We start from the raw sequence: 25989 nt of genomic DNA on the forward strand, positions 1-25989 counted from the left end.
ATGATGAAAAGTCCAGCCAAAATCCTGATTCTTAGCATTTGTTTGTTGGTTTTTACCGTAAGCTGCAAGAAAACTGTAAAGACCGAAGAGCAGCCAGTTGTTGATACCTATGTGGCCGATCATTACACCAAGAAAGAGGTGGACATTGAAATGCGGGACGGGATAAAACTGCACACTACCATATATTCCCCAAAGGATACTTCCAAGGAATATCCCATCATCATGCAACGTACGCCCTATAGCTCACAACCCTATGGGGAAGGCAATTTTAGGACCAAGATCGGGCCCAATGAGCATTTGATGAAGGAAGGGAACATCATCGTCTATCAAGATGTCCGCGGACGTTGGCTCAGCGAAGGGCACTATGAGAACATGCGGGCCTATATTCCCGACAAGACCTCCAATGACCAAGTGGATGAAAGTTCCGATACGTATGACACCATAGAATGGTTGGTCAACAATGTGGAAAACAACAACGGTAATGTAGGTGTCTGGGGTATTTCATATCCCGGTTATTACGCCACCTATGCCACTGTGGATGCACACCCAGCGTTGAAGGCAGCATCGCCCCAGGCCTGTATCGGGGATTTCTTTTTTGATGATTTCCACCATAATGGAGCCTATCTACTGAGCTATTTCAGGGCGACTTCCCTGTTTGGAACCCCTAGGCCCAATGGCGACCAGCCTATCGATACAGCTTGGTATACCTTGCCAAGTCTGCCCACCGAAGATCAATACCAATTCTTTTTGGATGCAGGTCCGTTGAAGAATCTGGACTACTTTTTTGAATACGAAACAGCAGATACCCCCACCATGCGTCCGGAAGGCGTCACCGATGATTATTTCTGGAACGAACTCAAGGAACATCCCAATTATGATGAAATGTGGCAGTCCAAAGGACTGATCCAACATCTCAAAAATGTGAAGAGCAGCGTGGCCACTATGATCGTGGGCGGTTGGTTCGATGCGGAAGACCTCTACGGACCCTTGGAGACCTATAAGAACATTGAAAAATACAATGAGGGCAACTACAATACCATGGTCTTTGGTCCATGGGATCACGGCGGCTGGGCCCGAACCGTGGACAGGAACGTAGTGGGCAATTATTATTTTGGGGATTCCATTTCATTGTTTTTCCAGAAGGACATTGAAACCAAATTCTTCAATCACTTTCTGAAAGGAGACGGAAGTCCAGATTCAGGCTTGCCCGAAGCCTATGTTTTCGATACGGGCAAAAAAGAATGGAAGACCTATGATACTTGGCCCCCGGAAAATGCATCGAAGCAGACCATGTATCTTTCCGAGGACCAAGAGCTGACCGAAGCACAAAATGGGGCAACGGGTATCCAGTTCATCAGTGACATCAAGAAACCGGTGCCCTACTCCGAAGATATCAAGACCGTGTTCACTCCGCGAAAATATATGACAGACGATCAACGTTTTGCGGCCAGACGTTCCGATGTGCTTGTTTTTGAAACCGATATTCTGGAAGATGATCTCACCTTGGCCGGGGATATCCTTGCCCATTTGAAAGTGGCCACAACAGGTACTGCCGCGGATTGGATTGTAAAGATCATCGATGTGCACCCGGCGGATACCGAGACCAATGAAGAAATGCAGAACCACCTCAAGATGAGCAATTACCATTTGATGGTGCGAAGCGAGGTGATGCGTGGGCGGTTCAGGAACAGTTTTTCCGACCCCGAACCTTTTACGCCCAACCAAAAAACAAATGTGAACATCAAGTTGCAGGATGTGTTCCATACCTTCAAGAAAGGTCACAAATTGCAGGTGCAGGTACAAAGTACCTGGTTCCCGCTCATCGATTTGAACCCGCAGACCTATGTGGAGAATATCTTCAAGGCCGATGAATCGGACTTCAAGACTCAGACCCACACCGTTTTCACGGATTCGAACATTGAGTTCACGGTATTGAAATAGAGGGGAAGCTACGTTTTGGTGAATTTTTACCGAAAGATTAGGAAATTCCATCTTTCCATCAGTATATTTGCCCAACAAAGTTCAAACACGTATTGATTAGTTATCAAGAAAGGTGGAGGGAATAGACCCTTTGAAGCCTTAGCAACCCTTGGCTCTCGATGTCAAGAAGGTGCTACATTCTATCCCGATGGGAATAGATAACGACAATCGACTTTTCGATTTCACTTTCTTATAACTTTTTGATTTTTCCATGCTGTACGTACCATGGGAGTTTGACTTTTTATTTTATAATTTTTAAAAAAACAAAAGTCATGAGTGATCAAAAATTTTCAACCAATGCATTGCATGCTGGCCATGATGTGGCCGCTAATGGAGGGACACGGGCAGTGCCTATATACCAGACCACGTCCTATGTGTTCAGGGATTCGGACCATGCCGCCAATCTTTTCTCCTTAAGTGAGCCGGGTTACATCTACACAAGGCTCAACAATCCGACCAACGATATCTTGGAACAGCGGTTGGCCACACTGGAAGGGGGGATAGCCTCTGTGGTGACTTCCTCGGGAACGGCTGCCATCAACACGGCCTTGTTGGTCTTGTTGAAGGCGGGGGACCATATCGTATCGTCCAATAGTTTATATGGCGGAACCTACAACCTGTTCAATGTGACCTTGCCCCGTCTGGGCATTACGACCACCTTTGTGGACCCTTCGGACCCTGCCAATTTTGGCAAAGCGGTTCAGGGCAATACCAAGGCCTTCTTTGTGGAATCCTTGGGAAATCCAAAGTTGGACGTGCTGGATTTAAAAGTCATTTCGAAGGAAGCCAAGGTGGCCAAGGTGCCACTCATTGTGGACAATACCGTAGCCTCACCGGCACTGTTGAACCCCATTGCGCACGGCGCCAATATTGTGGTGCACTCCTTGACAAAGTACATCAACGGGAACGGGACCACCATGGGAGGAGTAATCATTGATGCTGGGACATTTGACTGGGCCAATGGAAAATTCCCTGAATTTACAGAACCTTCGCAAGGATACCATGGATTGGTCTATCACGAAGCCTTGGGTCCCGCGGCGTTTATTGCCAAAGTGCGAATCGAGGGATTGCGTGACCATGGGGCCTGTTTGAGTCCATACAATGCATTCCAGATCATCCAAGGCTTGGAAACCTTGGAAATACGTATGAAAAAGCACAGTGAAAATGCTTTGGCCTTGGCCCAATGGTTGGAAAGTAGAGACGAGGTCACTTGGGTGAACTATCCTGGGCTGGAATCCAGCAAATACAAGACTCTGTCCGATGCGTATTTGCCAAAGGGTCAAAGTGGTATTGTTACCTTTGGGGTGAAGGGCGGATTTGAATCGGCCAAGAAAATAGCGGATGAAACCAAGATTTTCTCTCTTTTGGCCAATATTGGGGATACCAAATCGCTAATTATCCATCCGGCAAGTACCACACACCAACAATTGGATGATGCACAACAGGAATCAACAGGTGTGACCAAGGACTTGATTCGTTTGTCCGTCGGTTTGGAAGATCTGTCCGACCTGAAAGCCGATTTGGAAAGTGCATTTGCAGGCATAGGAAAATAATTATTTTTTACACGCAGAAGAATAAATCATAGCATACATATATGTTACAGTATTTGAAAATCGATCAATTTTCTACCCAGAGTGGCAAAGTCCAGGACCTGCAATTGTCCTATCAATTGTTCGGGCAGCCCCTGCACTCGGCCCCGGTGGTGATGGTGAACCATGCCCTTACGGGCAATTCCGATGTTGCCGGGGAGAATGGCTGGTGGTCCGATCTGATCGGGGAAGGGAAATGTATCAATACCGAAAAGTACACCATTTTGGCCTTCAATATTCCGGGCAACGGTTATGATGGTTTTGTCATCGAGAACTACAAGGATTTTGTGGCCGGGGATATTGCCAGACTGTTTCTTTTGGGACTGGAACAATTGAAGATTGAAAAACTGTACGCCATCATAGGAGGTTCTTTGGGCGGCGGCATCGCTTGGGAGATGGCAGCATTCAACCCCAACATTACAGAACATTTGGTTCCTGTGGCATCTGATTGGAAATCAACAGATTGGTTAATTGCCAATTGCCAGATCCAGGAACAGTTCTTGGTGAATTCCAAACAGCCGGTGCACGATGCCCGCATGCATGCGATGCTTTGCTACCGCACACCCGAATCTTTCAAGGAGCGATTCAAACGGAGTACGAACGAAGAACTTCAGGTTTTCAATGTGGAGAGCTGGTTGATGCACCACGGGAAAAAACTCCAGGAACGTTTCCAGTTGTCCGCCTACAAGTTGATGAACCAATTGCTAAAGACCATCGACATCACCCGTAATGGGGATGAGGCCTTCAAGGCATTGCAGGAAAGCGATATGAAGATCCATATCATCGGGGTCAATTCCGATCTGTTCTTCACCGCGGAGGAAAATCGGGAGACCTTCAAAAGATTGGCCCAAGCCAGTACCAATGTCACCTATGGTGAAGTGCAGTCGCTCCATGGCCACGATGCCTTTTTGATGGAGTTTGAACAATTGGAAAAGTTGTTGGAGACCGTTTTTCAGAAAAATGGAAAGACAGAGCGCATCAAAGTGTTGAAGTTCGGTGGGAAATCCTTGGCCAACGGCGAAGGCATCGAAAGAGTGCTGAAAGTGATTGCCAAAAGGGCGGAGAACAAAGAGCACTTTGCCGTGGTGGTATCGGCGCGTGGCAAGGCTACCGATGAGTTGGAAGACTTGTTGGATAAAGCGGCAAAAGGGAAGGATTTTCAACAGGATCTTGACCATTTCGCGGCCTATCAAAAAAATGACTTTGCAGGGGTCGATATCGAAGAAGAACTAAAAACCATCCAAAAAATACTCAATGGGGTTTCCCTGACCGGGGATTATAGCCTCAAGACCAAGGATGAGGTGTTGTCCTACGGCGAGCTGATCTCTGCCAAGGTAGTGACCACCTTGCTGAATGCCCAAGGGCTTAAGGCACAACTGCTGGACTCCCGAAAATTGATCAAGACCGACGACACCTTTAGCAATGCCGAGGTGGACCAACGGACCTCCAAAGAAAATGTGATACGCTATTTCCATAAATTGGATGAGGACACCATAGCCGTGGTCACAGGATTTATTGGGTCGAACGGGGATGGTTCCACGACGACTTTGGGGAGAAATGGAAGCAATTATTCCGCAGCATTGCTGGCCAACTTTCTGGATGCCGGGGAGCTGGTCAACTACACCCATGTGGATGGCATCTTTACGGCCAATCCCGATTTGGTGAAGGATGCCCGCTTGATCGATGTGATCTCCTATGGGGAAGCCAACGAGCTGGCCAATTTCGGGGCCAATATCCTACATGCGAAGACCATCATACCCCTTATCGAAAAGAATATTCCGTTGCGGATCTGCAATACCTTCAATGATGAAAACGAAGGAACGCTTATTGGACCGAAGACCGAGAACGGGGGCATCAAATCCTTGTCCGTGCTGGACCATATGGCCCTCATCAATCTAGAGGGTAGGGGGCTGTTGGGCAAAGTGGGTGTGGATATGCGTATCTTCCGTGCGTTGGGCCAAAATGGCATTAGCGTTGGCATCATTTCGCAAGGATCGTCCGAAAGGGGGATTGGCCTTGTGGTGGATGCATCCAAAGCGGAAAAGGCCAAAAAAGTACTGGACCAGGAATTCGAGACCGATTATTCCTCTCAGGACATCAACCAGATCACCGTGGTGAAGGATGTATCGGTCATCTCCATTGTGGGGATGGATTTGAGTAGTTTCCATAGACCCTTCAATGCCTTGGTCAAAAACCAAGTGATTCCCCTGTTGTTCAATAACACGGTGACAGGAAAGAATGTGAGCTTAGTCGTGAAAAAGTCGGATCTGCACAAGGCGGTCAATGTGGTGCACGGACAGATTTTTGGCATCGCAAAGCGAATCAACCTGGCCATTTTTGGGCATGGCAATGTTGGGGGCACCTTGATCGATCAAATCTTGGATTCGGAAAAGAGCATAGAATCGAGAAAAGGAATAGGTCTTCGTGTGTTTGCGGTCGCCAATTCCAAAAAAGTATTGTTGGATGCTTCAGGAATTGGTCCCGATTGGAAAAAACGGTTGGAGAAAGAAGGCGAACCCTACCAGATAGAGGATGTCGCTACTTTTGCCAAACAGCACCATCTGGAAAACCTTATTGCGGTGGACAATACGGCCAGCAGCGCTTTTGTGGAGCACTACGAAACGTTCATCAAGAAAGGTTTTGACCTGGTCTCTTCCAACAAGATAGCCAACACCTTGAGTTTTGAGAAATACAAGTCCATTCGGAAATCCTTGGACCAAAACCAGAAGCAATACCTGTATGAGACCAATGTGGGTGCAGGTCTCCCATTGATCGATACCATTAGACTGTTGCATCTTTCGGGAGAGAACATTACCCGGATCAAAGGTGTGTTCTCTGGGTCGTTGAGCTATATTTTCAATACCTTTTCGGAAAAGGAGGCCTCGTTTTCGGCCATTGTGAAAGAAGCCATGCAAAGTGGGTACACGGAACCCGATCCAAGGGAAGACCTTTCCGGGAACGATGTGGGTAGGAAACTATTGATCTTGGCCCGGGAGTTGGACCTTCAAAATGAGTTTTCCGATATTGAAGTACAGAACCTGATTCCAAAGGAATTGCAGACCTTGGATTTTGAGGGGTTCATTGATCGGATCGGGGAGATGGACAAGGTGTATGAGGAAGTTAAAAAGAAGCAAGAACCAGGTCATGTCCTCAGATATGTCGGGGACCTGCACGGCGACCTTCATCAGGATAAGGGGATATTGGAGGTGAAATTGGTTTCCGTGCCCAAACAAAGTGCATTGGGACAGGTCAAGGGCTCCGATTCCATTATTGAGATCTATACAGAATCCTATGGTGAAAACCCATTGGTGATCCAAGGTGCCGGAGCAGGTGCCGCTGTAACGGCAAGAGGTGTTTTTGGCGATATATTGAGAATAGCTGAGAAAATATAACTTCGACTACGCTCAGCTACCTTGTTTAGTCTATTTGGATGGGTATAGTCGAGATGGTATATGAATTACGGTTGGAACGGTGGCTGAGCGTAGTCGAAATATAGAAAGAATATGATTGGAACGGTGGCTGAGCGTAGTCGAAGCCACAAACTAAAGATGAAAGGTTACATGTACATACTTCAATGTTCGGATGGAAGCTATTATACAGGAAGTACCATAGACTTGGAGAACCGTATCAATGAGCATCAAGATGGTAGGGGGGCAAACCATACCAAGAAAAGACTGCCCGTGGAGTTGATGTATGTTGAGGAATACCTAAGCATTGCATCGGCTTTTGAGAGGGAGAAACAGATTCAGGGTTGGTCAAGAGCAAAGAAGGAAGCACTCATCCAAGGAGAATTTCAAACTCTGCCCTATTTGGCCGAGTGTAAGAACCATACAAATTATAGATATTTTAAAGAGGTTAAATGAAGTGGCTTCGACTACGCTCAGCCACCCAAAAAATAATACAATGAAAAAGAAATTCGAGACAGAAGCAATACGGACACAAATGGAGCGTAGCCAGAACTTGGAACACTCCAGTCCAATTTACATGACATCCAGTTTTGTGTTCGAGGATGCGGAGGATATGCGCGCTTCCTTTGCAGAGGAAAAGGACAGGAGCATCTATTCCAGATATTCCAATCCCAATTCCTCGGAGTTTATAGACAAGGTGTGCAAAATGGAAGGTGCAGAGAGCGGGTTTGCCTTTGCCTCTGGCATGGCTGCCGTGTACTCCACCTTGGCCGCTTTGTTGAATGCAGGTGACCATGTGGTCTCGTCCAAGAGTATTTTTGGTTCCACACACACGCTTTTCACCCAGTTTTTTCCCAAATGGAACATCACCACGAGTTATTTTGATGCCACTGATCTGTCGTCCATTGAAGGGTTGATCCAACCCAATACCAAGATCATTTATGCGGAATCGCCCACCAATCCGGGAGTGGATGTCCTGGATTTGGAAGTGTTGGGGAGCATAGCCAAAAAACATGGACTTATTTTCATTATCGACAACTGTTTTGCGACGCCCTATCTCCAACAGCCCATAAAGTTCGGGGCTGATTTGGTAATCCATTCAGGGACCAAGTTGATGGATGGGCAGGGTAGGGTTTTGGCCGGTATCACCGTGGGAAACAATGAATTGATGGATAAGGTGTACCGTTTTTCACGCATCACGGGTCCAGCGCTTTCCCCTTTCAATGCTTGGGTATTGTCCAGAAGTTTGGAGACCTTGGCCATTCGGGTGGACAGGCACTGTTCAAATGCGTTGGAATTGGCTACTTTTTTGGAAAACCATCCAAAGATTGAATGGGTAAAATACCCCTTCCTGAAATCGCACCCCCAATATGAAATCGCAAAAAAACAGATGAAAGCTGGCGGTTGTGTAGTGGCTTTTGAGGTGAAAGGAGGATTGGATGCAGGTAGAAAATTCTTCGATAGCATTGAATTGCTGTCTCTTTCCGCCAATTTGGGCGATTCACGAAGTATCGTTACCCACCCGGCATCCACAACGCATAGTAAATTATCAAAGGAAGAACGTGAGGCGGTTGGGATTACGGACGGTATGGTACGAGTATCCGTTGGATTGGAACATATTGATGACATCATTGCGGACATAGAACAAGCATTGGAATAGGGCATTCCGGGAATATTTTAAAAGGCGATTGTTAATTTTCGCTATATTCGTGCGATGCTCTCCAAAAAGACAAAATACGGTTTAAAGGCGCTTACCTATCTCGCAAGGGCAAAAGGTAAGGAACCTGTCCAAATTGCCGAGATTGCCAAGCACGAGAATATTTCCCAGAAATTTTTGGAAAGTATCCTACTCACCTTGAGAAGGAACGGTTTTTTAGGTTCCAAAAAGGGAAAAGGAGGAGGCTACTATCTCATCAAAGATCCAGAGGACATCCCGATGACCACCGTGATGCGCGTATTGGAAGGACCTATTGCCATGGTGCCCTGCGTCAGCCTTAATTTCTACGAAAAATGCGACGATTGCCCAGATGAGGCAACCTGTTCCGTACACAAACTGATGCTACAGATCAGGGACAGTGCTTTGGATGTATACAGGAACAATACCTTGGCGGACATCCTCTAAATCCCTTTCTTTTTATAAAAATAGGATGAGAATATTCTAAAAATCCAATTTGATTTTCGATAATCTACTAAAACTATAGGATAAAAATAAATTTAAGGAACATTTTGCATTCCATTTTAAATAATAATTTTACTTTTGAATTTCCTAGTAAATCGATAGGAAAATAATAATACTGATGATCACAGACCAACTGGTAATAAAGAATAGCAAAGAAGAAACCTCCTATACCAAGGATTTGAGGTCCGAAAGCCCCAAAAGGAGCATAGCAAAATCCATTAGCTGGAGGATTGTGGGTACCATCGATACCATTATCATCTCTTGGATCGTGACAGGGACCTTGACGTTGGCCTTCTCCATTGGTATGGTAGAATTGGTCACCAAAATGGTGCTTTATTTTTTTCATGAAAGAATATGGAACTCCATCAAGTGGGGTAAATAAATAGAACGGATATGGCATTGACACAAGATGAAATACAGAATCTGAACCGCCAGTTCAAGGGCATCCCGCCAGAAGAAATTATTTCTTGGGCCATCAAACATGGAAAAAAATCGGTGGTCACCACCAATTTCCGACCTTATGAAGTGGCCATTCTACATGCTGTCACCGAAGTGGACAGGAGTACCCCGGTCATTTGGTGCGATACGGGCTACAATACACCTCAGACTTACAAACATGCTGAAGAATTGATTGCCCGTTTGGAATTGAACATTAAATTGTATGTGCCCAAACAGACCAGCTCACACCGTGATGCTGTCATGGGAATACCACAAATAGATGATCCCCGTCACCAAGAATTTACCGAGCAGGTCAAATTGGAGCCTTTCCGTAGAGCTATGGATGAGCACAAACCCGACGTTTGGTTCACCAACCTTAGAAAAGGACAGACAGCCCTTAGGGATTCTTTGGACGTGTTGAGCATGAGCAAGGACGGTGTGCTAAAGGTTAGCCCTTTCTATCATTGGAGCGATGTGCAGTTGGATGCCTACCTTAAGGAACACGGCCTGCCGAACGAACACAAATATTTCGACCCCACAAAAGTATTGGCCAACCGCGAATGTGGTTTGCATACCTAAAAATAGTATGAATTGTCACCTCGAGCGCAGTCGAGAGGTTAAAACATAAAAAGCTTTGAGTACACTCGCAGAAGAAATCAAAAAACCGAAAACCATTAGCAGTGCCGGAAGGCCCAATGCCAATGCATTGGAGCACGAAGCCATTTACATTCTAAGGGAAGTAGCCGCACAGTTTGAAAAACCTGTGTTGTTGTTTTCCGGCGGAAAGGATTCCATTACCTTGGTTCGATTGGCACAAAAGGCATTCTGGCCAGCCAAGATTCCCTTTCCATTGATGCACATTGATACCGGCCACAACTTCCCGGAGACCATAGAGTTCAGGGATAAGTTGGTAGAGGAATTGGGGGTGGAACTTATTGTGCGCAACGTGCAGGATTCCATCGACCAAGGAAAGGTAGTGGAGGAAACTGGAAAATACGCCAGTAGGAACATGTTGCAGACCACAACCTTATTGGATGCCATCGAAGAATTCAAGTTCGATGCCTGTATCGGTGGAGCCAGACGTGATGAAGAAAAGGCCAGGGCCAAGGAACGTATTTTTTCCGTTCGCGACGATTTTGGCCAGTGGGATGAAAAGAACCAGCGTCCGGAATTGTTCGACATGTTGAACGGACAGATTGAAATGGGCCAGAACGTGAGGGTGTTCCCGATCAGTAACTGGACTGAGTTGGATGTTTGGAGCTATATCCAAAAAGAAAATATTGAGATTCCATCCATTTACTTCGCCCACAAACGGAATACCTTCCTTCGTGACGGACTGATCTGGTCTGCTGAGGATGGTGTGGTTTTTAGGGCAGAGGATGAGAAAGTGGAAGAAAGAATCGTGCGATTCCGTACCGTAGGGGACATGAGCTGCACTGCTGCCGTGGAATCGCATGCGGATACCATCGACAAAGTGGTTTCCGAAATCAGGGATTCCAAAATATCAGAAAGAGGGGCCCGTATCGATGACAAGCGTTCCGAGGCGGCCATGGAAAAACGTAAACAACAAGGTTACTTTTAAGAAGACGAAGATGGAAGTATTAAAAATAGCAACGGCAGGAAGTGTTGACGACGGTAAAAGTACCTTGATCGGAAGATTGTTGTACGACACCAAATCCTTGACCGACGATAAATTGGAAGCCATTGAACGGACCAGTAAACAAAAGGGGTACGATTACCTTGATTTTTCACTGGCGACCGATGGTTTGGTGGCCGAAAGGGAGCAGGGCATCACTATAGATGTGGCCCATATTTATTTCTCCACGGCAACCAAAAGCTACATCATAGCTGATACCCCTGGGCATGTGGAATATACCCGTAACATGGTTACCGGTGCTTCCACCTCGCAGGCGGCCATTATTTTGATCGATGCCCGAAAAGGGGTCATAGAGCAGACCAATAGGCACTTTTTCATCAATAACCTGTTGCGTATCAAGGATGTGATCGTGGCCATCAATAAAATGGACTTGGTAGATTTCTCCGAAGATGCCTACAATGATATCAAGGCCGATTTTGAGGAATTGATGGGCAAAAGGGATTATCAGGACCAGAAAATTACCTTTATTCCGGTGAGTGCCCTAAAGGGTGATAACGTGGTGAACCGTTCCCAAAACATGGACTGGTACAAAGGCCAGACCTTGTTAGAACATTTGGAGGAATTGGATCTGCAGGATATTTACAACGTGGGAACGCCTCGTTTTCCTGTACAATATGTCATTAGACCAAAGACCGAAGAATTCCATGATTTCCGTGGATTTGCAGGGAAGGTGTACGGTGGCGAGTTGAGCGTGGGTGATGAAGTGGTGGTGTTGCCATCCATGACCCGATCCAAGATCAAGGCCATTTATTTTTACGATACCGAATACCAAACCGCACCACGCCGTTCCTCGGTGACCATTACCTTGGAAGATGAGGTGAATGTGAGCCGTGGCGATATGTTGGTGAAAGTGGGAGACCTTCCTATCATCGACAAGCAATTGACGGCAACCATTTCTTGGATGGACTCCAATCAATTGACCATCGGTGGAAAGTATGTGTTGCAACACGGTGTCAACAAGGCATTGGCCAAAGTCGATGCCATCGACCATAAGATCCACCCAGATTATTCAGGTATCGAGGAAAATGTGTCCTCTCTTAATATGAACGATATTGCCAAAGTGCGTTTACGATTGAACAAACCCATTTTTTATGATAGGTTCAAGGAGCACCGCACCAATGGTTCCTTTATCATTATCGATAGCAGGACGAATCATACAGCAGGCGTAGGTTTCATAGAATAACAGGTAATGCCCAATTGAACAATAGGAAAGATTTTTATTATAAACCTATAAAAGTGATAGGAAAAATAGGATAATGAAAAGTTTTAGAACAGAAATAGAGAACCCGGTAGTAGAAAAGGATATCATTGATTTGGAGAAAAAAATTCGCCAGTTCAAGGATGGCAACATCGATGAAGAAAAATTCCGAAGCCTTCGTTTGGCGCGTGGGGTCTATGGCCAGCGTCAACCTGGGGTGCAGATGATCCGTATCAAATTGCCCTATGGTAAAGTCACTTCCAAGCAGTTACTTCGCATAGCCGATGTTTCCGACGAATATTCCCGAGGGCGTCTGCACATCACCACCCGTCAGGATATCCAAATCCACTATGTGGATTTGGAACGGACACCAGAATTGTGGGCTGAACTGGAAAAAGATGAAGTGACCATCCGCGAGGCATGTGGGAATACCGTTCGTAACGTAACGGCCAGTGAAACAGCAGGTATCGATGTGGATGAGCCATTCGATGTATCGCCCTATGCACAGGCCTTGTTCGAATACTTTTTAAGAAACCCCATCGGTCAGGAAATGGGACGAAAGTTCAAAGTTTCTTTTTCTGCCAGCGATGCCGATACCGGATTGTCCTACATGCACGATCTAGGTTTTATCGCCAAAATTGAAAATGGGGTAAGAGGGTTCAAAGTAATGTTGGCCGGTGGTTTGGGCTCCCAACCTCGCCATGCCGATGAACTGTACAGCTTTTTGCCTACGGATAAGATCATCCCGATGATGGAAGGCGTGGTTCGTGTGTTCGACCGTTACGGGGAACGCAAGAGTAGGGCCAAGGCACGTATGAAATTTTTGTTGAAGGATATCGGTTTGGATGGTTTCAAACAACTATTGGAAGAAGAACAGACAGCCATTCCTATTCAATCCTATCCTATCGATTTTGAAAGTTATCCGCAGGTACAAGTGGCCGAGGTGGAAACGCCCAAGGTTGAAATTGAGGATACCAAAGCATTTGAACAGTGGAAATCCACCAACTTGGTGCCCCAAAAACAAGAAGGCTATGTGGCCATCGGTATTAAGGTGCTATTGGGTGATTTTTATACCGATAAAGCAAGGGAATTGGCCCGTTTGGTGCAGGATTATGCAGCAGGTGAGCTTCGCCTCTCCTTGCGACAAAATATATTGATACCCTTCGTAAAGGAGGAATTGGTTCCTTTCTTCTATCAGGAACTAAAGAAATTAGGCTTTGCCGAAGCAGGTTACAACAAAGCTTTGGACATCACCGCCTGTCCAGGAACGGATACCTGTAATTTGGGTATTGCGAGCAGTACCGGTATCGCCGATGAATTGGAAAGAGTGATCAAGGCCGAATACCCACAATACATCAACAATGCTGATGTAGTGATCAAGATCAGTGGATGTATGAACGCATGTGGACAACACAACATGGCCCACATCGGGTTCCAGGGAATGTCCATCCGTACCAAGGATAAATTGGTGGCACCAGCCCTTCAGGTGTTGTTGGGCGGTGGCAACTTGGGCAACGGAAACGGAAAGTTCGCGGACAAAGTGGCCAAAATCCCAAGTAAAAGAGGACCTCAGGCCCTCCGTTTGATCTTGGATGATTTTGAGGCCAACGGAAACGGGGCCAACTTCACCGAGTATTATGAAGAAAAAGGACAGCTTTATTTCTATGATTTCTTAAAACCATTGACCGATGTGGACAACCTTACCCAAGAAGATTTTATCGATTGGGGCAACGAGGAAAAATACGTTCAGGAAATCGGGGTGGGGGAATGTGCCGGAGTCATCGTGGACTTGGTGGCAACCCTGTTCTTTGAAAGCCAAGAAAAAATAGAAAGTGCCGAGGAGGCCTTAGAAGAAGGTAAATGGGCTGCCAGTATTTACTATTCCTATCAATCCATGGTTAACTCTGCCAAGGCATTGTTGACTGCGGAGAAACAAAAAGTGAACACCCATGCGAGTATCATCAAGGATTTTGATGAACTCTATGTGGCCGCAGGGAAAATAACATTTGAAGGTGGATTTGAAAGACTTGCTCTTCAACTGAATCAAAATGAGCCTTCCGAAGCATTTGCGAAAAGCTATTTGGAAGATGCGAAAACCGTATTGGAACGATTGGAAGCCTATAGAAAATTGGAGTTGGAACATGCGTAACGGAAAATTGACAGTAGTAGGGGCAGGCCCCGGGGATGTGGATTTGATCACCCTAAAGGGTGTGAAGGCATTGCAGGCCGCGGATGTGGTGTTGTACGATGCTTTGGTGTCCGCAGCATTGTTGGATTATGCTCCCCGTGCCGAAAAAATATTTGTAGGCAAACGCAAAGGTTGCTATGCCTACCAACAGGAACAGATCAATGAACTGATCGTGCAGCGAGCCGATCAAGGCCTTCATGTGGTCCGACTAAAAGGGGGCGACCCATTTGTATTTGGACGTGGTGCCGAAGAAATGGAATATGCTGCGGAATTGGGACTTGAAGTGGCCATGGTTCCTGGGATTTCATCCTCGGTATCGGTTCCTGCTTCCCAAAACATTCCGGTGACCAAACGTGGTGCGGCCGAAAGTTTTTGGGTGATTACAGGTACCACCAAGGAACATAAACTTTCCAATGATGTAGCCTTGGCCGCGAAATCGAGCGCTACGGTCGTCATCCTTATGGGAATGTCAAAGTTGGGGGAGATCATGGAACTCTTCAGGCAAGAAGGAAAAGAGAATACGCCAGTGGCCATCATCCAAAATGGGACCACGGAGCATGAAAAAATTGGAATTGGCACTGTTGCTTCCATTGAGAACAAGGCAAGGGAGCAGCAGTTGTCCAACCCAGCGATCATCATCATCGGAGAGGTGGTGAACCATCGCCAAAGAATATTGGATATTCAAAAGGAATATCAGAACAAGGGAAAAGAATTGCTAGTTAAAGTTTAAAAATTGTCAGGTAGAGATGGAAACCTGAGCGAAGTCGACGGGACTTTCCAGACTCATTAAAAGCAGTAGTATGATTAAAACAGACATCATTATAATTGGAGCGGGACCAACCGGGTTGTTCACCGTTTTTGAGGCGGGCTTGTTAAAGTTGAAATGCCATTTGATCGACGCACTTCCACAACCGGGTGGTCAATGTGCCGAAATTTATCCTAAAAAACCGATTTATGATATTCCAGCTTTTCCGGAAATCCTAGCTGGGGATTTGGTGAGCAACCTGATGGAACAGATTAGGCCTTTTGAGCCGGGGTTTACCTTGGGTGAGCGTGCCGAAACCTTGGATAAGCAAGAGGACGGTTCTTTTATCGTCACTACCAACAAAGGTACTCAACACCAAGCGCCTGTTGTGGTCATCGCCGGGGGATTGGGATCTTTTGAGCCCAGAAAGCCATTGATTGCCAATATTGGACTCTTTGAAAGCAAAGGTGTGGAGTATATGGTGAAGGATCCCGAGCAGTTCCGTGACAAGAAAGTGGTCATTTCCGGTGGAGGGGATTCCGCTTTGGATTGGGCCATTTTCTTGGCCGATGTAGCTTCCGAAGTTTCTTTAGTACACCGTAGAAATGAGTTCCGTGGGGCTTTGGATTCCGTGGAAAAGGCAAGGGAATTGGCCAAATTAGGCAAGATTCAATTGTATACCGAAGCAGAAGTACAGGAAATCCATGGTAAGGAAGAGCTACAGGCCGTGGTGATCAAGTACAACGATGAAGCCAAGGAAGATTCCTATGTGGAGACTGATTTCTTCATTCCTTTGTTCGGATTGTCCCCAAAATTGGGACCTATTGGCAATTGGGGCTTGGAAATCGAAAAGAATGCCATCAAGGTGAACAATGCCAAGGATTACCAGACCAACATCCCAGGCGTATTTGCCATTGGCGACGTAAATACCTACCCAGGTAAACTTAAATTGATCCTGTCCGGTTTCCATGAAGCAGCGGTGATGTGCCAGTTTGCCTATCAGATCATCAATCCCGACAAGCGTTTTGTGATGAAATATACTACCGTTGGTGGTGTGGAAGGATTCGATGGTTCCAAAAAAGAAGCCAAGAAAGAAGTGGTGCAGAGCATCAACTAGAACTAATTATATTAGCAGGGTAAGCACCTTCCAAAAGCAATTTTTGGAGGGCTTTTCTTTTTTTTTGGACTATATTTGAATTTTACAAGAAATGTCCGGTCCATTTACACTTACGGATTTTTATGGCAAGCTCAGTCTGCCCATTCCCGAGAACATTGGGAAGGATATCGGACATTTCAATGTGTTCAATATTGCCGAATACCGTGTCAGGCTCAATAAAGGAGAGATGCGGTACGATAGGAGATCCTACTTTAAGATCAGCTTGATCAACGGAAAGAACCGCGCCGAATATGCCGATAAGGTCATCGACATTGCCGACAAGGCCCTTTTGTTTGCCTCTCCCCGCATTCCATACCACTACGTGCCACAGGATGAAAACCAATCAGGCTACTTCTGTGTGTTCACTGAGAACTTTTTATCTAAAGATAAAAGCGGGATCATTTTGGAAAAACTGCCCCTTTTTCAACCCGGTGGTTTTCCCATCTTCACTATTTCCGAGGAGGATTATGTCGAATTGGAACAACTTTTTCAAAAGATAGACAGGGAGCTGTCCTCGGAATATCCCTTTAAATTTGACCTGATCCGTGCCTATGTGATGGAGTTGTTGCACATGGGACAAAAGCTGCAACCCGTTCAACCTGTGGACAATGGAAAAAATGCAGCGACCCGGATCACAGACCTTTTTGTGGAACTGCTGGAACGTCAGTTTCCCATCAACACCCCGGCCCAACGGTTGGTGTTGAAAACGGCGAACGACTTTGCGGAGCGATTGGCCGTACATGCCAACCATCTGAACAAAGTGCTCAAAGAGACTACCGGAAGTACCACCACGGCCATCATCCATGCCCGTATTTTTGAGGAGGCCAAAATCTTGCTCAACAACACGGATTGGAACATTTCCGAAATCGCGTTCAGTTTGGGGTTTGAGGAAGTGGCCCACTTTTCCAATTTCTTCAAAAAGTTTTCCCACACTTCCCCATTGAAATATCGAGGCCGTATTGCCATTTGATTTTCGCAAAAAATGGATTGATGCTCGCAATCCATAAGGGTACTTCGTTTCGGAACTTTGTACCTGAATCAAAAATCAAATAAAATGAGCAAGAACAAAATAGCACTGGTAACTGGAGGCAGTAGAGGCCTCGGAGAAAATATGGCCATCAACTTGGCCAAAAAAGGTTTGGATGTTGTGTTGACCTACCAAAGCAATAAGGTAGAAGCGGACAAAACAGTTCAGGAAATCGAAAGCTTGGGTCAAAAAGCCTATGCGCTGCAATTGGATGTGTCCCAAGTAGACAATTTTGACACTTTTGTGGATCAGGTCAAAAAAGTGATTGGTTCCCATTTTGAAGCGGACCACATCGATTATTTGATCAATAACGCAGGAATTGGCATCAATGCCATGATCACGGATACTACGGAGGAGCAGTTTGATGCTTTGGTGGATATCCATTTCAAAGGGGCATTTTTCCTGACCCAAAAGTTGTTGCCTATTATGGCGGATGGTGGAGGGATCGTGAATATTTCCAGCGGATTGGCACGATTCTCTTTTCCTGGGTATTCGGTTTATGGAGCCTTGAAAGCAGCCATGGAAACACTTACCAGATATCAAGCGAAAGAGCTTGGCGCAAGACAAATCAGGTCCAATGTGGTAGCACCAGGAGCCATAGAGACCGACTTTGGTGGCGGTACCAACAAAACCGATGAGGGCAAAAGAGCGGCCATTGCCAATTTCACCGCCTTGGGCCGTGTGGGCATACCCAGCGATATAGGTGGTGTGGTCGCCTTTTTGTGCACCGAGGATGCCAAATGGGTCAACGCACAGCGTATAGAAGTTTCAGGCGGAATGATGATTTAAACAAAGCATGTGGATCATAGGAAACGGGTTGAGCGATCAACCCGTTTTTTTATGGCCGGTTTTCTAAAAATTCAAGCGCTTTTTTTGCTTTTCACTACCGAGTGCCGTTTCTTTGCAGTTCAGTTCTTTAATAAGTTGAAACTGTTATCAAGAAAGGTGGAGGGATTGGACCCTGCGAAGCCTTAGCAACCCTCGACTTCCGAGAAGGTGCTACATTCTACCCTTATCCTGAATTGTTATCGGGAAGGTACGGCGCATGATCCTGCCAATGGGGAAGGATAACGTAAAGAATACTTCGCAGTATTTTCCAAGCATTTCTTGATTTCGACATATCCTTTTTTGAAGGGAAATTGTACTATGGAAAAAATTGAAGATATTTTAGAGAAACGGATTTTGGTGTTGGACGGGGCCATGGGCACCATGTTGCAACGCTATAAATTCAAGGAAGTCGATTTTAGGGGAGAACGTTTCAAGGATTGGCCATCCGATCTACAGGGCAACAACGACCTTTTGTCCTTGACCCAGCCACAGGCCATTGCCGATGTGCATAGGGCCTACCTGGAAGCAGGCGCGGATATTTTGGAAACGAATACCTTTTCGGGCACCACCATCGCCATGGCCGATTATGGCATGGAAGCATTGGTGTATGAACTGAACTATGAATCTGCGAGGATTGCAAAGCAAGTGGCTGAGGAATTCACCAAAAAGGACCCCAGCAAACCACGGTTTGTGGCAGGAAGCATCGGACCCACCAACAAAACGGCAAGCATGTCGCCAGATGTGAACGATCCTGGGTATCGAGCCGTTTCCTTTGACGAGCTCCGTGTCGCCTACAAGCAGCAAGTAGAGGCACTTTTGGATGGAGGGGCCGATATTCTATTGGTGGAGACCATTTTTGATACACTGAATGCCAAGGCGGCCCTTTTCGCCATTGAGGAAGTAAAGGACGAGCGGAATATTGAAGTGCCTATCATGGTCAGCGGTACCATCACCGATGCATCGGGAAGGACATTGTCCGGACAAACAGCGGAGGCTTTCTTGATCTCAATTTCACACATTCCGATTTTATCCGTTGGGTTCAATTGTGCCCTAGGTGCCAAACAATTGGTGCCCCATTTGGAGGTGATTTCGGCCAAATCCGGATTTGCCACTTCGGCCCATCCCAATGCTGGATTGCCCAATGCCTTCGGCGAATATGACGAAACTCCGGAGCAGATGGCCGCCCAGATCAAGGAATATGTGGAAAAGGGGTTGGTGAACATTGTAGGCGGTTGCTGCGGAACAACACCGGAACACATTAAGGCCATTGCCGATCTTGTCAAAGAATACACACCCAGAAAATTGGAAACCACCCATGAAAAAACCATTTAGTATATCCGCACTGATCATTGCCATGGTTATTTTTATTTCCTGTGGGGAGAAAGAAAAACCCAAAGAAAAAGAAACTGTAATCGTTGAAACCAAAAATGAAATCATGGGCAATTGGCTTTTGGTCTATGGGGAAACAAGGACAGCGGATATCATAGAAGTGAAGGATTTATCCAATACCGAATTCATAAAGATATTGAACGAGGACCATTTTGCCTTTTTCAACCAAAAGAAAGATACGGCCGAAGGATTTTACGGAGGCGGAGGAACATATGCCCTGAAAGGAAATGTATACACAGAACGGTTGGACTACATCGGCGTGAAGGAATTACGCGGACATGAATTTACTTTTGATATAGAGGTCAAAGGGGATACACTCATCCAATCAGGAATAGAGGATGTGCCCGAGGCAGGCATCAAGAGGCATATTGTGGAGAAATACGTAAGAATCAAGTAAAACCAACGCATGGCTGAAACAAGAGCTTTGAAATTATCGGGTCTGGAGCCCTTGGTGATTACTCCCGAGAGTAATTTCATCAATGTAGGAGAGCGTACCAATGTTGCTGGTTCCAAACGATTTTTGAGGCTGATCAAAGAGGAAAAGTTTGATGAGGCCTTGGATGTCGCACGAGATCAAGTGGAAGGAGGTGCCCAGATCATCGATGTGAATATGGATGATGGGTTGATAGATGGAAAAGAAGCTATGGTCAGGTTCTTGAACCTGATCGTTTCCGAGCCCGATATTGCCCGTGTGCCCATCATGATCGATAGCTCCAAATGGGAAATCATTGAGGCGGGCCTTCAAGTGGTGCAGGGTAAATGTGTGGTGAATTCCATCAGCTTGAAAGAAGGGGAGGAGAGCTTTATACGACAAGCGAAATTGATCAAGCGCTATGGTGCTGCGGTCATCGTGATGGCATTTGACGAAGTGGGGCAGGCGGACAACTATGAGCGAAGGATTGAAATTGCCAAGCGCTCCTATGATATTTTGGTGGGCAAAGTAAAGTTCGCCCCCGAGGACATCATCTTCGATCTCAATATATTTCCAGTGGCCACCGGAATGGAGGAACACAGGCGTAACGCCCTTGATTTCATAGAGGCCACCCGTTGGGTAAAGGAGAATCTCCCCCATTGCAGCGTCAGTGGAGGGGTCAGCAATGTTTCCTTTTCCTTTCGGGGCAACGACCCCGTACGCGAGGCCATCAATTCTGCATTTCTGTTCCATGCCATCAAAGCTGGAATGAATATGGGCATTGTGAACCCGACCATGTTAGAGGTGTACGATGATATTCCCAAGGATTTATTGGAGCATGTGGAAGATGTGCTGCTCGACAGAAGGGACGATGCCACTGAAAGATTGCTGGAATTTGCAGAGACCGTTGTAGGGACCGCAAAAGAAAGCAAGGTCGATCTGTCTTGGAGACAAGAACCCCTTCAGGACCGAATCACCCGTGCGCTGGTCAAGGGGATCGATCAATATATCATCGAAGATGTGGAAGAGGCCCGTCAACAAGCTGAAAGACCGTTGGAGGTCATCGAGGGGAATCTGATGGCAGGAATGAATGTGGTCGGTGACCTTTTTGGAAGCGGGAAAATGTTCTTGCCCCAAGTGGTCAAATCCGCTCGTGTTATGAAAAAGGCAGTAGCCTACCTAACTCCCTATATTGAAGCATCCAAAGAAAAGAATGCCAAAGCTGCTGGTAAAATATTGATGGCTACGGTAAAAGGAGATGTGCACGATATTGGAAAGAACATTGTGAGCGTAGTGCTTGCCTGCAACAATTATCAGATTGTGGATCTTGGCGTAATGGTACCCCCGGAAAAGATCATCAACAAGGCCAAGGAAGAGCAAGTAGATATTATCGGTCTAAGCGGATTGATCACGCCATCCCTGGACGAAATGGTGTTTTTGGCCAAGGAGATGGAGCGTCAAAACTTCGAGGTACCCCTCTTGATCGGGGGTGCAACGACGAGCAAGGCGCATACCGCAGTGAAGATCGACCCACAATACAGTCACTCCGTGGTCCATGTAAACGATGCATCCCGTGCAGTGACCGTGGTAGGAGACCTATTGCAGGACAAGACATCGGAAGGGTACAAGAAGGCCATCAAATTGGACTATGAAAGTTTTCGGGATAAATTTTTGAGCCGTTCCAAACACAAAGAATATTTGACATTGGCTGAGGCTCGGAAGAACAAATTCCAGATTGAATGGAACCCTGCCGACATCAAAAAGCCGAACCATTTGGGAATTCAGGTTTGGGAAGATGTTGATCTGACCCGATTGGAGGAATTCATAGATTGGTCCCCCTTTTTTAGAAGTTGGGACCTGCACGGCAAATACCCCGATATTTTAACCGATGAGGTCGTGGGGGAACAGGCCAAAGAGCTTTTCAAGGATGCCCGAGTGCTTTTGAAAAAGGTGTTGGATGAAAAATTGTTGAAGGGCAAGGCCATCTTCGGACTGTTTCCTGCCAATCAAATTGAGGACGATGATATTGAAGTTGTCAGTTCGAGCGCAGTCGAGGACGACACTACAAAAACCAACATTTTTAGGACCCTTCGCCAACAATTGAAAAAGCGTGAGGGGGTTCCCAATATCGCCTTGGCAGATTTTATCGCGCCTAAAGAATCAGGCATCCAAGATTATATCGGCTGTTTTTGTGTGAGTACCGGCTTTGGGACGCAAGAACTGGCCGCTGAATTTGAAAGGAACCATGATGATTACAATTCCATCATGATCAAGGCTTTGGCGGATAGGTTGGCAGAAGCCTTTGCGGAATACCTGCACAAAGAAGTCCGCACCAAATACTGGGGCTATGCCGTTGACGAGGATTTAGGGAACGATGACCTGATCAAAGAAAAGTACCGTGGCATCCGTCCGGCGCCGGGTTATCCCGCCTGCCCTGACCACTTGGAAAAATTGGCGATTTGGGATTTGTTGGGCGTGGAAGAAAAAATAGGCGTAAAATTGACCGATAGTTTGGCCATGTGGCCTGCGGCCAGTGTGAGCGGCTACTATTTTGCACACCCGGAGGCAAAGTATTTTGGACTGGGAAAAATAGAACAGGACCAAGTAAAGGATTTTGCAGAACGAAAGCATATAAAACTGGAGGAAGCCCAAAAATGGCTGGCTCCCAACATAGTTGATTAAGACCGATGAAAATTACCGACCATATAAAAAAGGCCAACGGGCAGACCCTTTTCAGTTTTGAGATAGTACCGCCCGTGAAAGGGAAGAGCATACAGGAGCTGTACAACAATATAGACCCCTTGATGGAGTTCAAACCTCCGTTCATTGATGTGACCACTTCCAGGGAAGAATACATCTACAAAGAAAAAGATGGATTGTTGGACAAAAAGCTGACCCGTACCCGACCAGGAACGTTGGGAATCTGTGCATCCCTGAAGCATAAATACAATGTGGACACCGTGCCACACGTACTGTGCGGAGGGTTCACCAAGGAGGAGACCGAATACCTATTGGTGGACTGCCAATATTTGGAGATAGAGAACGTGATGGCACTTCGTGGTGATGCACGGAAAGAGGAAAAATATTTTACACCGACCCAAGGAGGCCACCAATATGCCACCGAGTTGGTCAAACAGATTCAAGACATCAACGAAGGGAATTACCTGCACGACACCATTGAAACTAGTGATTTGAGTAGTTTCTGTATTGGTGTGGCCGGCTACCCCGAGAAGCATATGGAAGCACCGTCCCTCCAGTCCGATCTTAAGCGATTGAAGGAAAAAGTGGATTTGGGAGCAGATTATGTGGTCACCCAGATGTTCTTTGACAACCAAAAATTCTTTGCTTTTGTGGAAGCGGCCAAGGAAATGGGCATCAATGTGCCAATCATACCGGGCATAAAGCCCATTGCAGTAAAGCAACACCTGCAGTTGTTGCCACAGGTCTTTCGAGTGGACATCCCGCAAGATCTCATCGACGCCGTGGAAGCCTGCAAGACCAATCAAGACGTGCGACAAGTTGGGGTGGAGTGGGCCATTCAGCAATCACGTGAACTAAGGGAGTATGGTGTGCCCGTACTGCACTACTATTCCATGGGAAAATCAGATAATGTGGAGGCCATTGCCAAGGAACTTTTTTAAGATGTCATTCTGAGGGAACAATGTGACCGAAGAATCTCAAAGAAATCAAATAAGTAGAAGTGCTTTCCTGACAGGTTGGATTCTTCACTGCGTTCAGAATGACTGGGCAATCTTTTGTATTAATTTTCCAATTCAATGAGTAGGCTGTTTTTTTATTTCCCTACTTTAGCCCTCCATGAGATACCTACTCTATCCAGTATTTCTGCTGTGTTTTTGCATTGGTTTTTCCCAAGACGGGGATGTTCCAAAAAAATACACATTGGACATGAGCCAGTTCTATGGTTCCATACTCTTGCACAACACGGACATTTCCCACCTGATTACCAACCATCCAGGTGGTATCATTTTGGGTTTTAACCGTAAGCGTTTTGGACATGAAAATTGGGAGGCTGCCCTCGGCTATCCCGATACCGGCTTTTCCTTTGTGTACCAAGATATGAACAATCCCACCCTTGGTGAACATTTTGGGTTGTATGCCCACTACAATTTTTATTTTTTAAAGAGAAACCTTCAACTACGGATTGGTCAGGGAGTCGCCTACAACACCAATCCGTACGACAAAAATGAAAATTTCAGGAACAACGCCTATGGCAGCCATCTATTGAGTTCCACCATGGTGATGTTCAATTATCAGAAGGAAAATATTGTAGCGGGATTGGGGTTCAAGGCCGGTATTTCGATCATTCATTACTCCAATGCCAATTTCAAGGCCCCAAACACATCTACCAACACCATGGCCTTTAATTTTGGCCTGACCTACGATTTGGACCAAGATGCCGCCATTGAATATATAGTGCCGGAAGAAAAGGAAAAAATAAAGGAGCCCATTCGCTATAATTTGGTGCTCCGCGGTGGAGCCAACGAAAGTGATGTGATCGATATGGGGCGATATGGCTTTGCCATTGTTTCAGCTTATGCCGATAAGCGTTTGGGAAATCGGAGTGCCATTCAACTGGGGACCGATGTCTTCTTCTCCAATTTTCTGAAGGAATTGATCCGTTACCAGTCAACCTCTTTCCCCGAACTGGATGTGGCTCCCGATACCGATTACAAAAGGGTGGGCGTGTTTTTGGGACATGAGCTGTTTGTGAACAAATTGAGTGTGGTGGCCCAACTGGGATATTATGTGTACTATCCGTTTGATTTTGAAGGACGAATGTACAACCGGGTCGGGTTGAAACGGTATTTTGGGGATAAGATGTTCGGGGCGGTCACCTTAAAGTCGCATGGGGCCAAAGCAGAGGCCATAGAATTTGGAATCGGAGTCAGGTTATGAAAGTTGGAAAGCACGAAATACAAAATACAAAGTGTCCCCTTGAGGGGACTTTAGGGGTGTTTTTGATACTGTTCACCTTTTTGATGGTATCCTGCAATGGCGAAAAGGTGCCCGATTGTTTTCAAAATGCAGGTGATATGGTCCGCCGACCCGTTGATGTTTCTAATTTCACCACCATTACGGTTTTTGAGAACCTGAATGTGGTTCTGAAACAAGGCGATGAACCATTGGTGGAAATTGAAACCGGGGAATACCTGTTGAGCGATGTTTCCGCTGAGGTTGAAGATGGTCGTTTGATCTTAAGGAACGAAAACAGTTGCAATTATGTCCGGGAATATGGCTTGACCACGGTATATGTCACCTCACCAAATATCACCGAAATCCGAAGCAGTACGGGATTGTTGATTTCCAGTGACGGTGTTTTGGCTTATCCAAGTCTGGCTTTAATTGCCGAAAGTTTCAATAATCCAGAAGCCGAGACCACGGATGGTTCCTTTGACCTAAACCTGAATACAACATCGGTCAGCATCGTGGTCAATGGGATAGCATATTTCAAACTACGGGGGACTACGGAAAATTTCAATGTCACCGTAGCTGCGGGTGATTCCAGAATTGAAGCAGAGAATTTGATTTCAGAAAACGTCACCATCAACCATAGGGGCTCCAACGATGTCCTTGTGAACCCGCAGCAACGATTGAGCGGGGTCATTCGTGGTACCGGGGATGTAATCAGTGTCAACCGCCCTCCAGAAGTGGACGTGGAGGAGCTGTTCAATGGCCGTTTGATTTTTCAGGAATAAGCAGGAGGCCATAACGGCCCAAAACTTCAGGAACTCCCAAGTTTTCTCAGTACTTTTCGGATATCTAAAAATGGCACCT

The 25989-nt window shown here is 46.2% G+C and carries 21 protein-coding genes and 2 riboswitches; all 21 genes read left to right on the forward strand.

Annotated features, from left to right (window positions below; all coding sequences use genetic code 11):
* Nucleotides 1-3 precede the first annotated feature (3 nt).
* The 21 genes from D2V93_RS12325 to D2V93_RS12425 all read left to right on the forward strand — a co-directional run bounded on the left by D2V93_RS12325 (nucleotide 4) and on the right by D2V93_RS12425 (nucleotide 25910).
* Nucleotides 4-1941 carry a CocE/NonD family hydrolase gene (locus D2V93_RS12325; protein ID WP_119619720.1) on the forward strand — a complete coding sequence of 646 codons (1938 nt, stop codon included), beginning with the start codon at nucleotides 4-6 and terminating at the stop codon, nucleotides 1939-1941.
* A gap of 97 nt (nucleotides 1942-2038) precedes the next feature.
* Nucleotides 2039-2145, forward strand: a riboswitch (SAM riboswitch).
* Between the two features lie 107 nt (nucleotides 2146-2252).
* Nucleotides 2253-3533, forward strand: a complete 1281-nt coding sequence (locus tag D2V93_RS12330) for an O-acetylhomoserine aminocarboxypropyltransferase/cysteine synthase family protein (protein WP_119619755.1) — start codon at nucleotides 2253-2255, stop codon at nucleotides 3531-3533.
* A 41-nt stretch (nucleotides 3534-3574) separates the two neighbouring features.
* A complete protein-coding gene (gene thrA, locus D2V93_RS12335; protein WP_119619721.1) occupies nucleotides 3575-6961 on the forward strand; it encodes a bifunctional aspartate kinase/homoserine dehydrogenase I in 3387 nt (1128 codons plus the stop codon).
* Between the two features lie 168 nt (nucleotides 6962-7129).
* Nucleotides 7130-7432, forward strand: coding sequence for a GIY-YIG nuclease family protein (locus tag D2V93_RS12340; protein WP_245978223.1), 303 nt, complete (start codon nucleotides 7130-7132; stop codon nucleotides 7430-7432).
* A 40-nt stretch (nucleotides 7433-7472) separates the two neighbouring features.
* Nucleotides 7473-8636: a trans-sulfuration enzyme family protein gene (locus D2V93_RS12345; protein ID WP_119619722.1), complete on the forward strand. Its 1164-nt coding sequence runs from the start codon at nucleotides 7473-7475 to the stop codon at nucleotides 8634-8636.
* Between the two features lie 54 nt (nucleotides 8637-8690).
* Nucleotides 8691-9098 carry an RrF2 family transcriptional regulator gene (locus D2V93_RS12350; protein ID WP_119619723.1) on the forward strand — a complete coding sequence of 136 codons (408 nt, stop codon included), beginning with the start codon at nucleotides 8691-8693 and terminating at the stop codon, nucleotides 9096-9098.
* Nucleotides 9099-9273: 175 nt separating this feature from the next.
* Nucleotides 9274-9537 carry a DUF2061 domain-containing protein gene (locus D2V93_RS12355; RefSeq protein WP_072878429.1) on the forward strand — a complete coding sequence of 88 codons (264 nt, stop codon included), beginning with the start codon at nucleotides 9274-9276 and terminating at the stop codon, nucleotides 9535-9537.
* Between the two features lie 11 nt (nucleotides 9538-9548).
* Nucleotides 9549-10172, forward strand: coding sequence for a phosphoadenosine phosphosulfate reductase domain-containing protein (locus tag D2V93_RS12360; protein WP_119619724.1), 624 nt, complete (start codon nucleotides 9549-9551; stop codon nucleotides 10170-10172).
* Nucleotides 10173-10266: 94 nt separating this feature from the next.
* Nucleotides 10267-11175 (forward strand): sulfate adenylyltransferase subunit CysD, encoded by a 909-nt coding sequence (cysD, locus tag D2V93_RS12365; RefSeq protein ID WP_072878696.1) that lies wholly within the window; start codon nucleotides 10267-10269, stop codon nucleotides 11173-11175.
* Between the two features lie 10 nt (nucleotides 11176-11185).
* Nucleotides 11186-12433, forward strand: coding sequence for a sulfate adenylyltransferase subunit 1 (locus D2V93_RS12370; protein ID WP_119619725.1), 1248 nt, complete (start codon nucleotides 11186-11188; stop codon nucleotides 12431-12433).
* A 73-nt stretch (nucleotides 12434-12506) separates the two neighbouring features.
* On the forward strand, nucleotides 12507-14597 hold the full coding sequence (locus D2V93_RS12375; RefSeq protein ID WP_119619726.1) for a HEPN domain-containing protein: 2091 nt from the start codon (nucleotides 12507-12509) through the stop codon (nucleotides 14595-14597).
* Complete coding sequence (cobA, locus tag D2V93_RS12380) at nucleotides 14590-15366, forward strand: uroporphyrinogen-III C-methyltransferase (RefSeq protein WP_182849991.1); 777 nt, start codon at nucleotides 14590-14592, stop codon at nucleotides 15364-15366. Before D2V93_RS12375 ends, cobA begins: the two co-directional genes overlap by 8 nt.
* A 70-nt stretch (nucleotides 15367-15436) precedes the next feature.
* Entirely contained in the window at nucleotides 15437-16498 is a 1062-nt protein-coding gene (locus tag D2V93_RS12385; RefSeq protein ID WP_119619727.1) for an NAD(P)/FAD-dependent oxidoreductase, read from the forward strand.
* Nucleotides 16499-16589: 91 nt separating this feature from the next.
* Complete coding sequence (locus D2V93_RS12390; RefSeq protein WP_119619728.1) at nucleotides 16590-17507, forward strand: helix-turn-helix domain-containing protein; 918 nt, start codon at nucleotides 16590-16592, stop codon at nucleotides 17505-17507.
* 84 nt (nucleotides 17508-17591) lie between these two features.
* Nucleotides 17592-18353: an SDR family NAD(P)-dependent oxidoreductase gene (locus D2V93_RS12395; protein ID WP_119619729.1), complete on the forward strand. Its 762-nt coding sequence runs from the start codon at nucleotides 17592-17594 to the stop codon at nucleotides 18351-18353.
* Between the two features lie 141 nt (nucleotides 18354-18494).
* Nucleotides 18495-18606, forward strand: a riboswitch (SAM riboswitch).
* Nucleotides 18607-18710: 104 nt separating this feature from the next.
* Nucleotides 18711-19724, forward strand: coding sequence for a homocysteine S-methyltransferase family protein (locus tag D2V93_RS12400; RefSeq protein WP_119619730.1), 1014 nt, complete (start codon nucleotides 18711-18713; stop codon nucleotides 19722-19724).
* The gene (locus D2V93_RS12405) at nucleotides 19708-20178 is read left to right on the forward strand and encodes a hypothetical protein (RefSeq protein WP_119619731.1); all 471 of its coding nucleotides are present in this window, start codon (nucleotides 19708-19710) and stop codon (nucleotides 20176-20178) included. Before D2V93_RS12400 ends, D2V93_RS12405 begins: the two co-directional genes overlap by 17 nt.
* 9 nt (nucleotides 20179-20187) lie before the next feature.
* Entirely contained in the window at nucleotides 20188-22875 is a 2688-nt protein-coding gene (gene metH / locus D2V93_RS12410) for a methionine synthase (protein WP_119619732.1), read from the forward strand.
* Between the two features lie 5 nt (nucleotides 22876-22880).
* Nucleotides 22881-23834, forward strand: a complete 954-nt coding sequence (metF, locus tag D2V93_RS12415) for a methylenetetrahydrofolate reductase [NAD(P)H] (RefSeq protein ID WP_119619733.1) — start codon at nucleotides 22881-22883, stop codon at nucleotides 23832-23834.
* A 175-nt stretch (nucleotides 23835-24009) separates the two neighbouring features.
* Nucleotides 24010-25110, forward strand: a complete 1101-nt coding sequence (locus tag D2V93_RS12420; RefSeq protein WP_119619734.1) for an acyloxyacyl hydrolase — start codon at nucleotides 24010-24012, stop codon at nucleotides 25108-25110.
* Nucleotides 25107-25910, forward strand: coding sequence for a head GIN domain-containing protein (locus D2V93_RS12425; RefSeq protein ID WP_119619735.1), 804 nt, complete (start codon nucleotides 25107-25109; stop codon nucleotides 25908-25910). The genes D2V93_RS12420 and D2V93_RS12425 overlap by 4 nt, the downstream gene beginning before the upstream one ends.
* Nucleotides 25911-25989 lie beyond the last annotated feature (79 nt).

The organism is Flagellimonas taeanensis, assembly GCF_003584105.1.
GTDB lineage: Bacteria > Bacteroidota > Bacteroidia > Flavobacteriales > Flavobacteriaceae > Flagellimonas > Flagellimonas taeanensis.

Bases quoted from the DNA above. Each gene is read 5' to 3' on its own strand.
- D2V93_RS12325 (WP_119619720.1), top strand. From the start codon at position 4: ATGAAAAGTCCAGCCAAAATCCTGATTCTTAGCATTTGTTTGTTGGTT.
- D2V93_RS12330 (WP_119619755.1), top strand. From the start codon at position 2,253: ATGAGTGATCAAAAATTTTCAACCAATGCATTGCATGCTGGCCATGAT.
- thrA (WP_119619721.1), top strand. From the start codon at position 3,575: ATGTTACAGTATTTGAAAATCGATCAATTTTCTACCCAGAGTGGCAAA.
- D2V93_RS12340 (WP_245978223.1), top strand. From the start codon at position 7,130: ATGTACATACTTCAATGTTCGGATGGAAGCTATTATACAGGAAGTACC.
- D2V93_RS12345 (WP_119619722.1), top strand. From the start codon at position 7,473: ATGAAAAAGAAATTCGAGACAGAAGCAATACGGACACAAATGGAGCGT.
- D2V93_RS12350 (WP_119619723.1), top strand. From the start codon at position 8,691: ATGCTCTCCAAAAAGACAAAATACGGTTTAAAGGCGCTTACCTATCTC.
- D2V93_RS12355 (WP_072878429.1), top strand. From the start codon at position 9,274: ATGATCACAGACCAACTGGTAATAAAGAATAGCAAAGAAGAAACCTCC.
- D2V93_RS12360 (WP_119619724.1), top strand. From the start codon at position 9,549: ATGGCATTGACACAAGATGAAATACAGAATCTGAACCGCCAGTTCAAG.
- D2V93_RS12370 (WP_119619725.1), top strand. From the start codon at position 11,186: ATGGAAGTATTAAAAATAGCAACGGCAGGAAGTGTTGACGACGGTAAA.
- D2V93_RS12375 (WP_119619726.1), top strand. From the start codon at position 12,507: ATGAAAAGTTTTAGAACAGAAATAGAGAACCCGGTAGTAGAAAAGGAT.
- cobA (WP_182849991.1), top strand. From the start codon at position 14,590: ATGCGTAACGGAAAATTGACAGTAGTAGGGGCAGGCCCCGGGGATGTG.
- D2V93_RS12385 (WP_119619727.1), top strand. From the start codon at position 15,437: ATGATTAAAACAGACATCATTATAATTGGAGCGGGACCAACCGGGTTG.
- D2V93_RS12390 (WP_119619728.1), top strand. From the start codon at position 16,590: ATGTCCGGTCCATTTACACTTACGGATTTTTATGGCAAGCTCAGTCTG.
- D2V93_RS12395 (WP_119619729.1), top strand. From the start codon at position 17,592: ATGAGCAAGAACAAAATAGCACTGGTAACTGGAGGCAGTAGAGGCCTC.
- D2V93_RS12400 (WP_119619730.1), top strand. From the start codon at position 18,711: ATGGAAAAAATTGAAGATATTTTAGAGAAACGGATTTTGGTGTTGGAC.
- D2V93_RS12405 (WP_119619731.1), top strand. From the start codon at position 19,708: ATGAAAAAACCATTTAGTATATCCGCACTGATCATTGCCATGGTTATT.
- metH (WP_119619732.1), top strand. From the start codon at position 20,188: ATGGCTGAAACAAGAGCTTTGAAATTATCGGGTCTGGAGCCCTTGGTG.
- metF (WP_119619733.1), top strand. From the start codon at position 22,881: ATGAAAATTACCGACCATATAAAAAAGGCCAACGGGCAGACCCTTTTC.
- D2V93_RS12420 (WP_119619734.1), top strand. From the start codon at position 24,010: ATGAGATACCTACTCTATCCAGTATTTCTGCTGTGTTTTTGCATTGGT.
- D2V93_RS12425 (WP_119619735.1), top strand. From the start codon at position 25,107: ATGAAAGTTGGAAAGCACGAAATACAAAATACAAAGTGTCCCCTTGAG.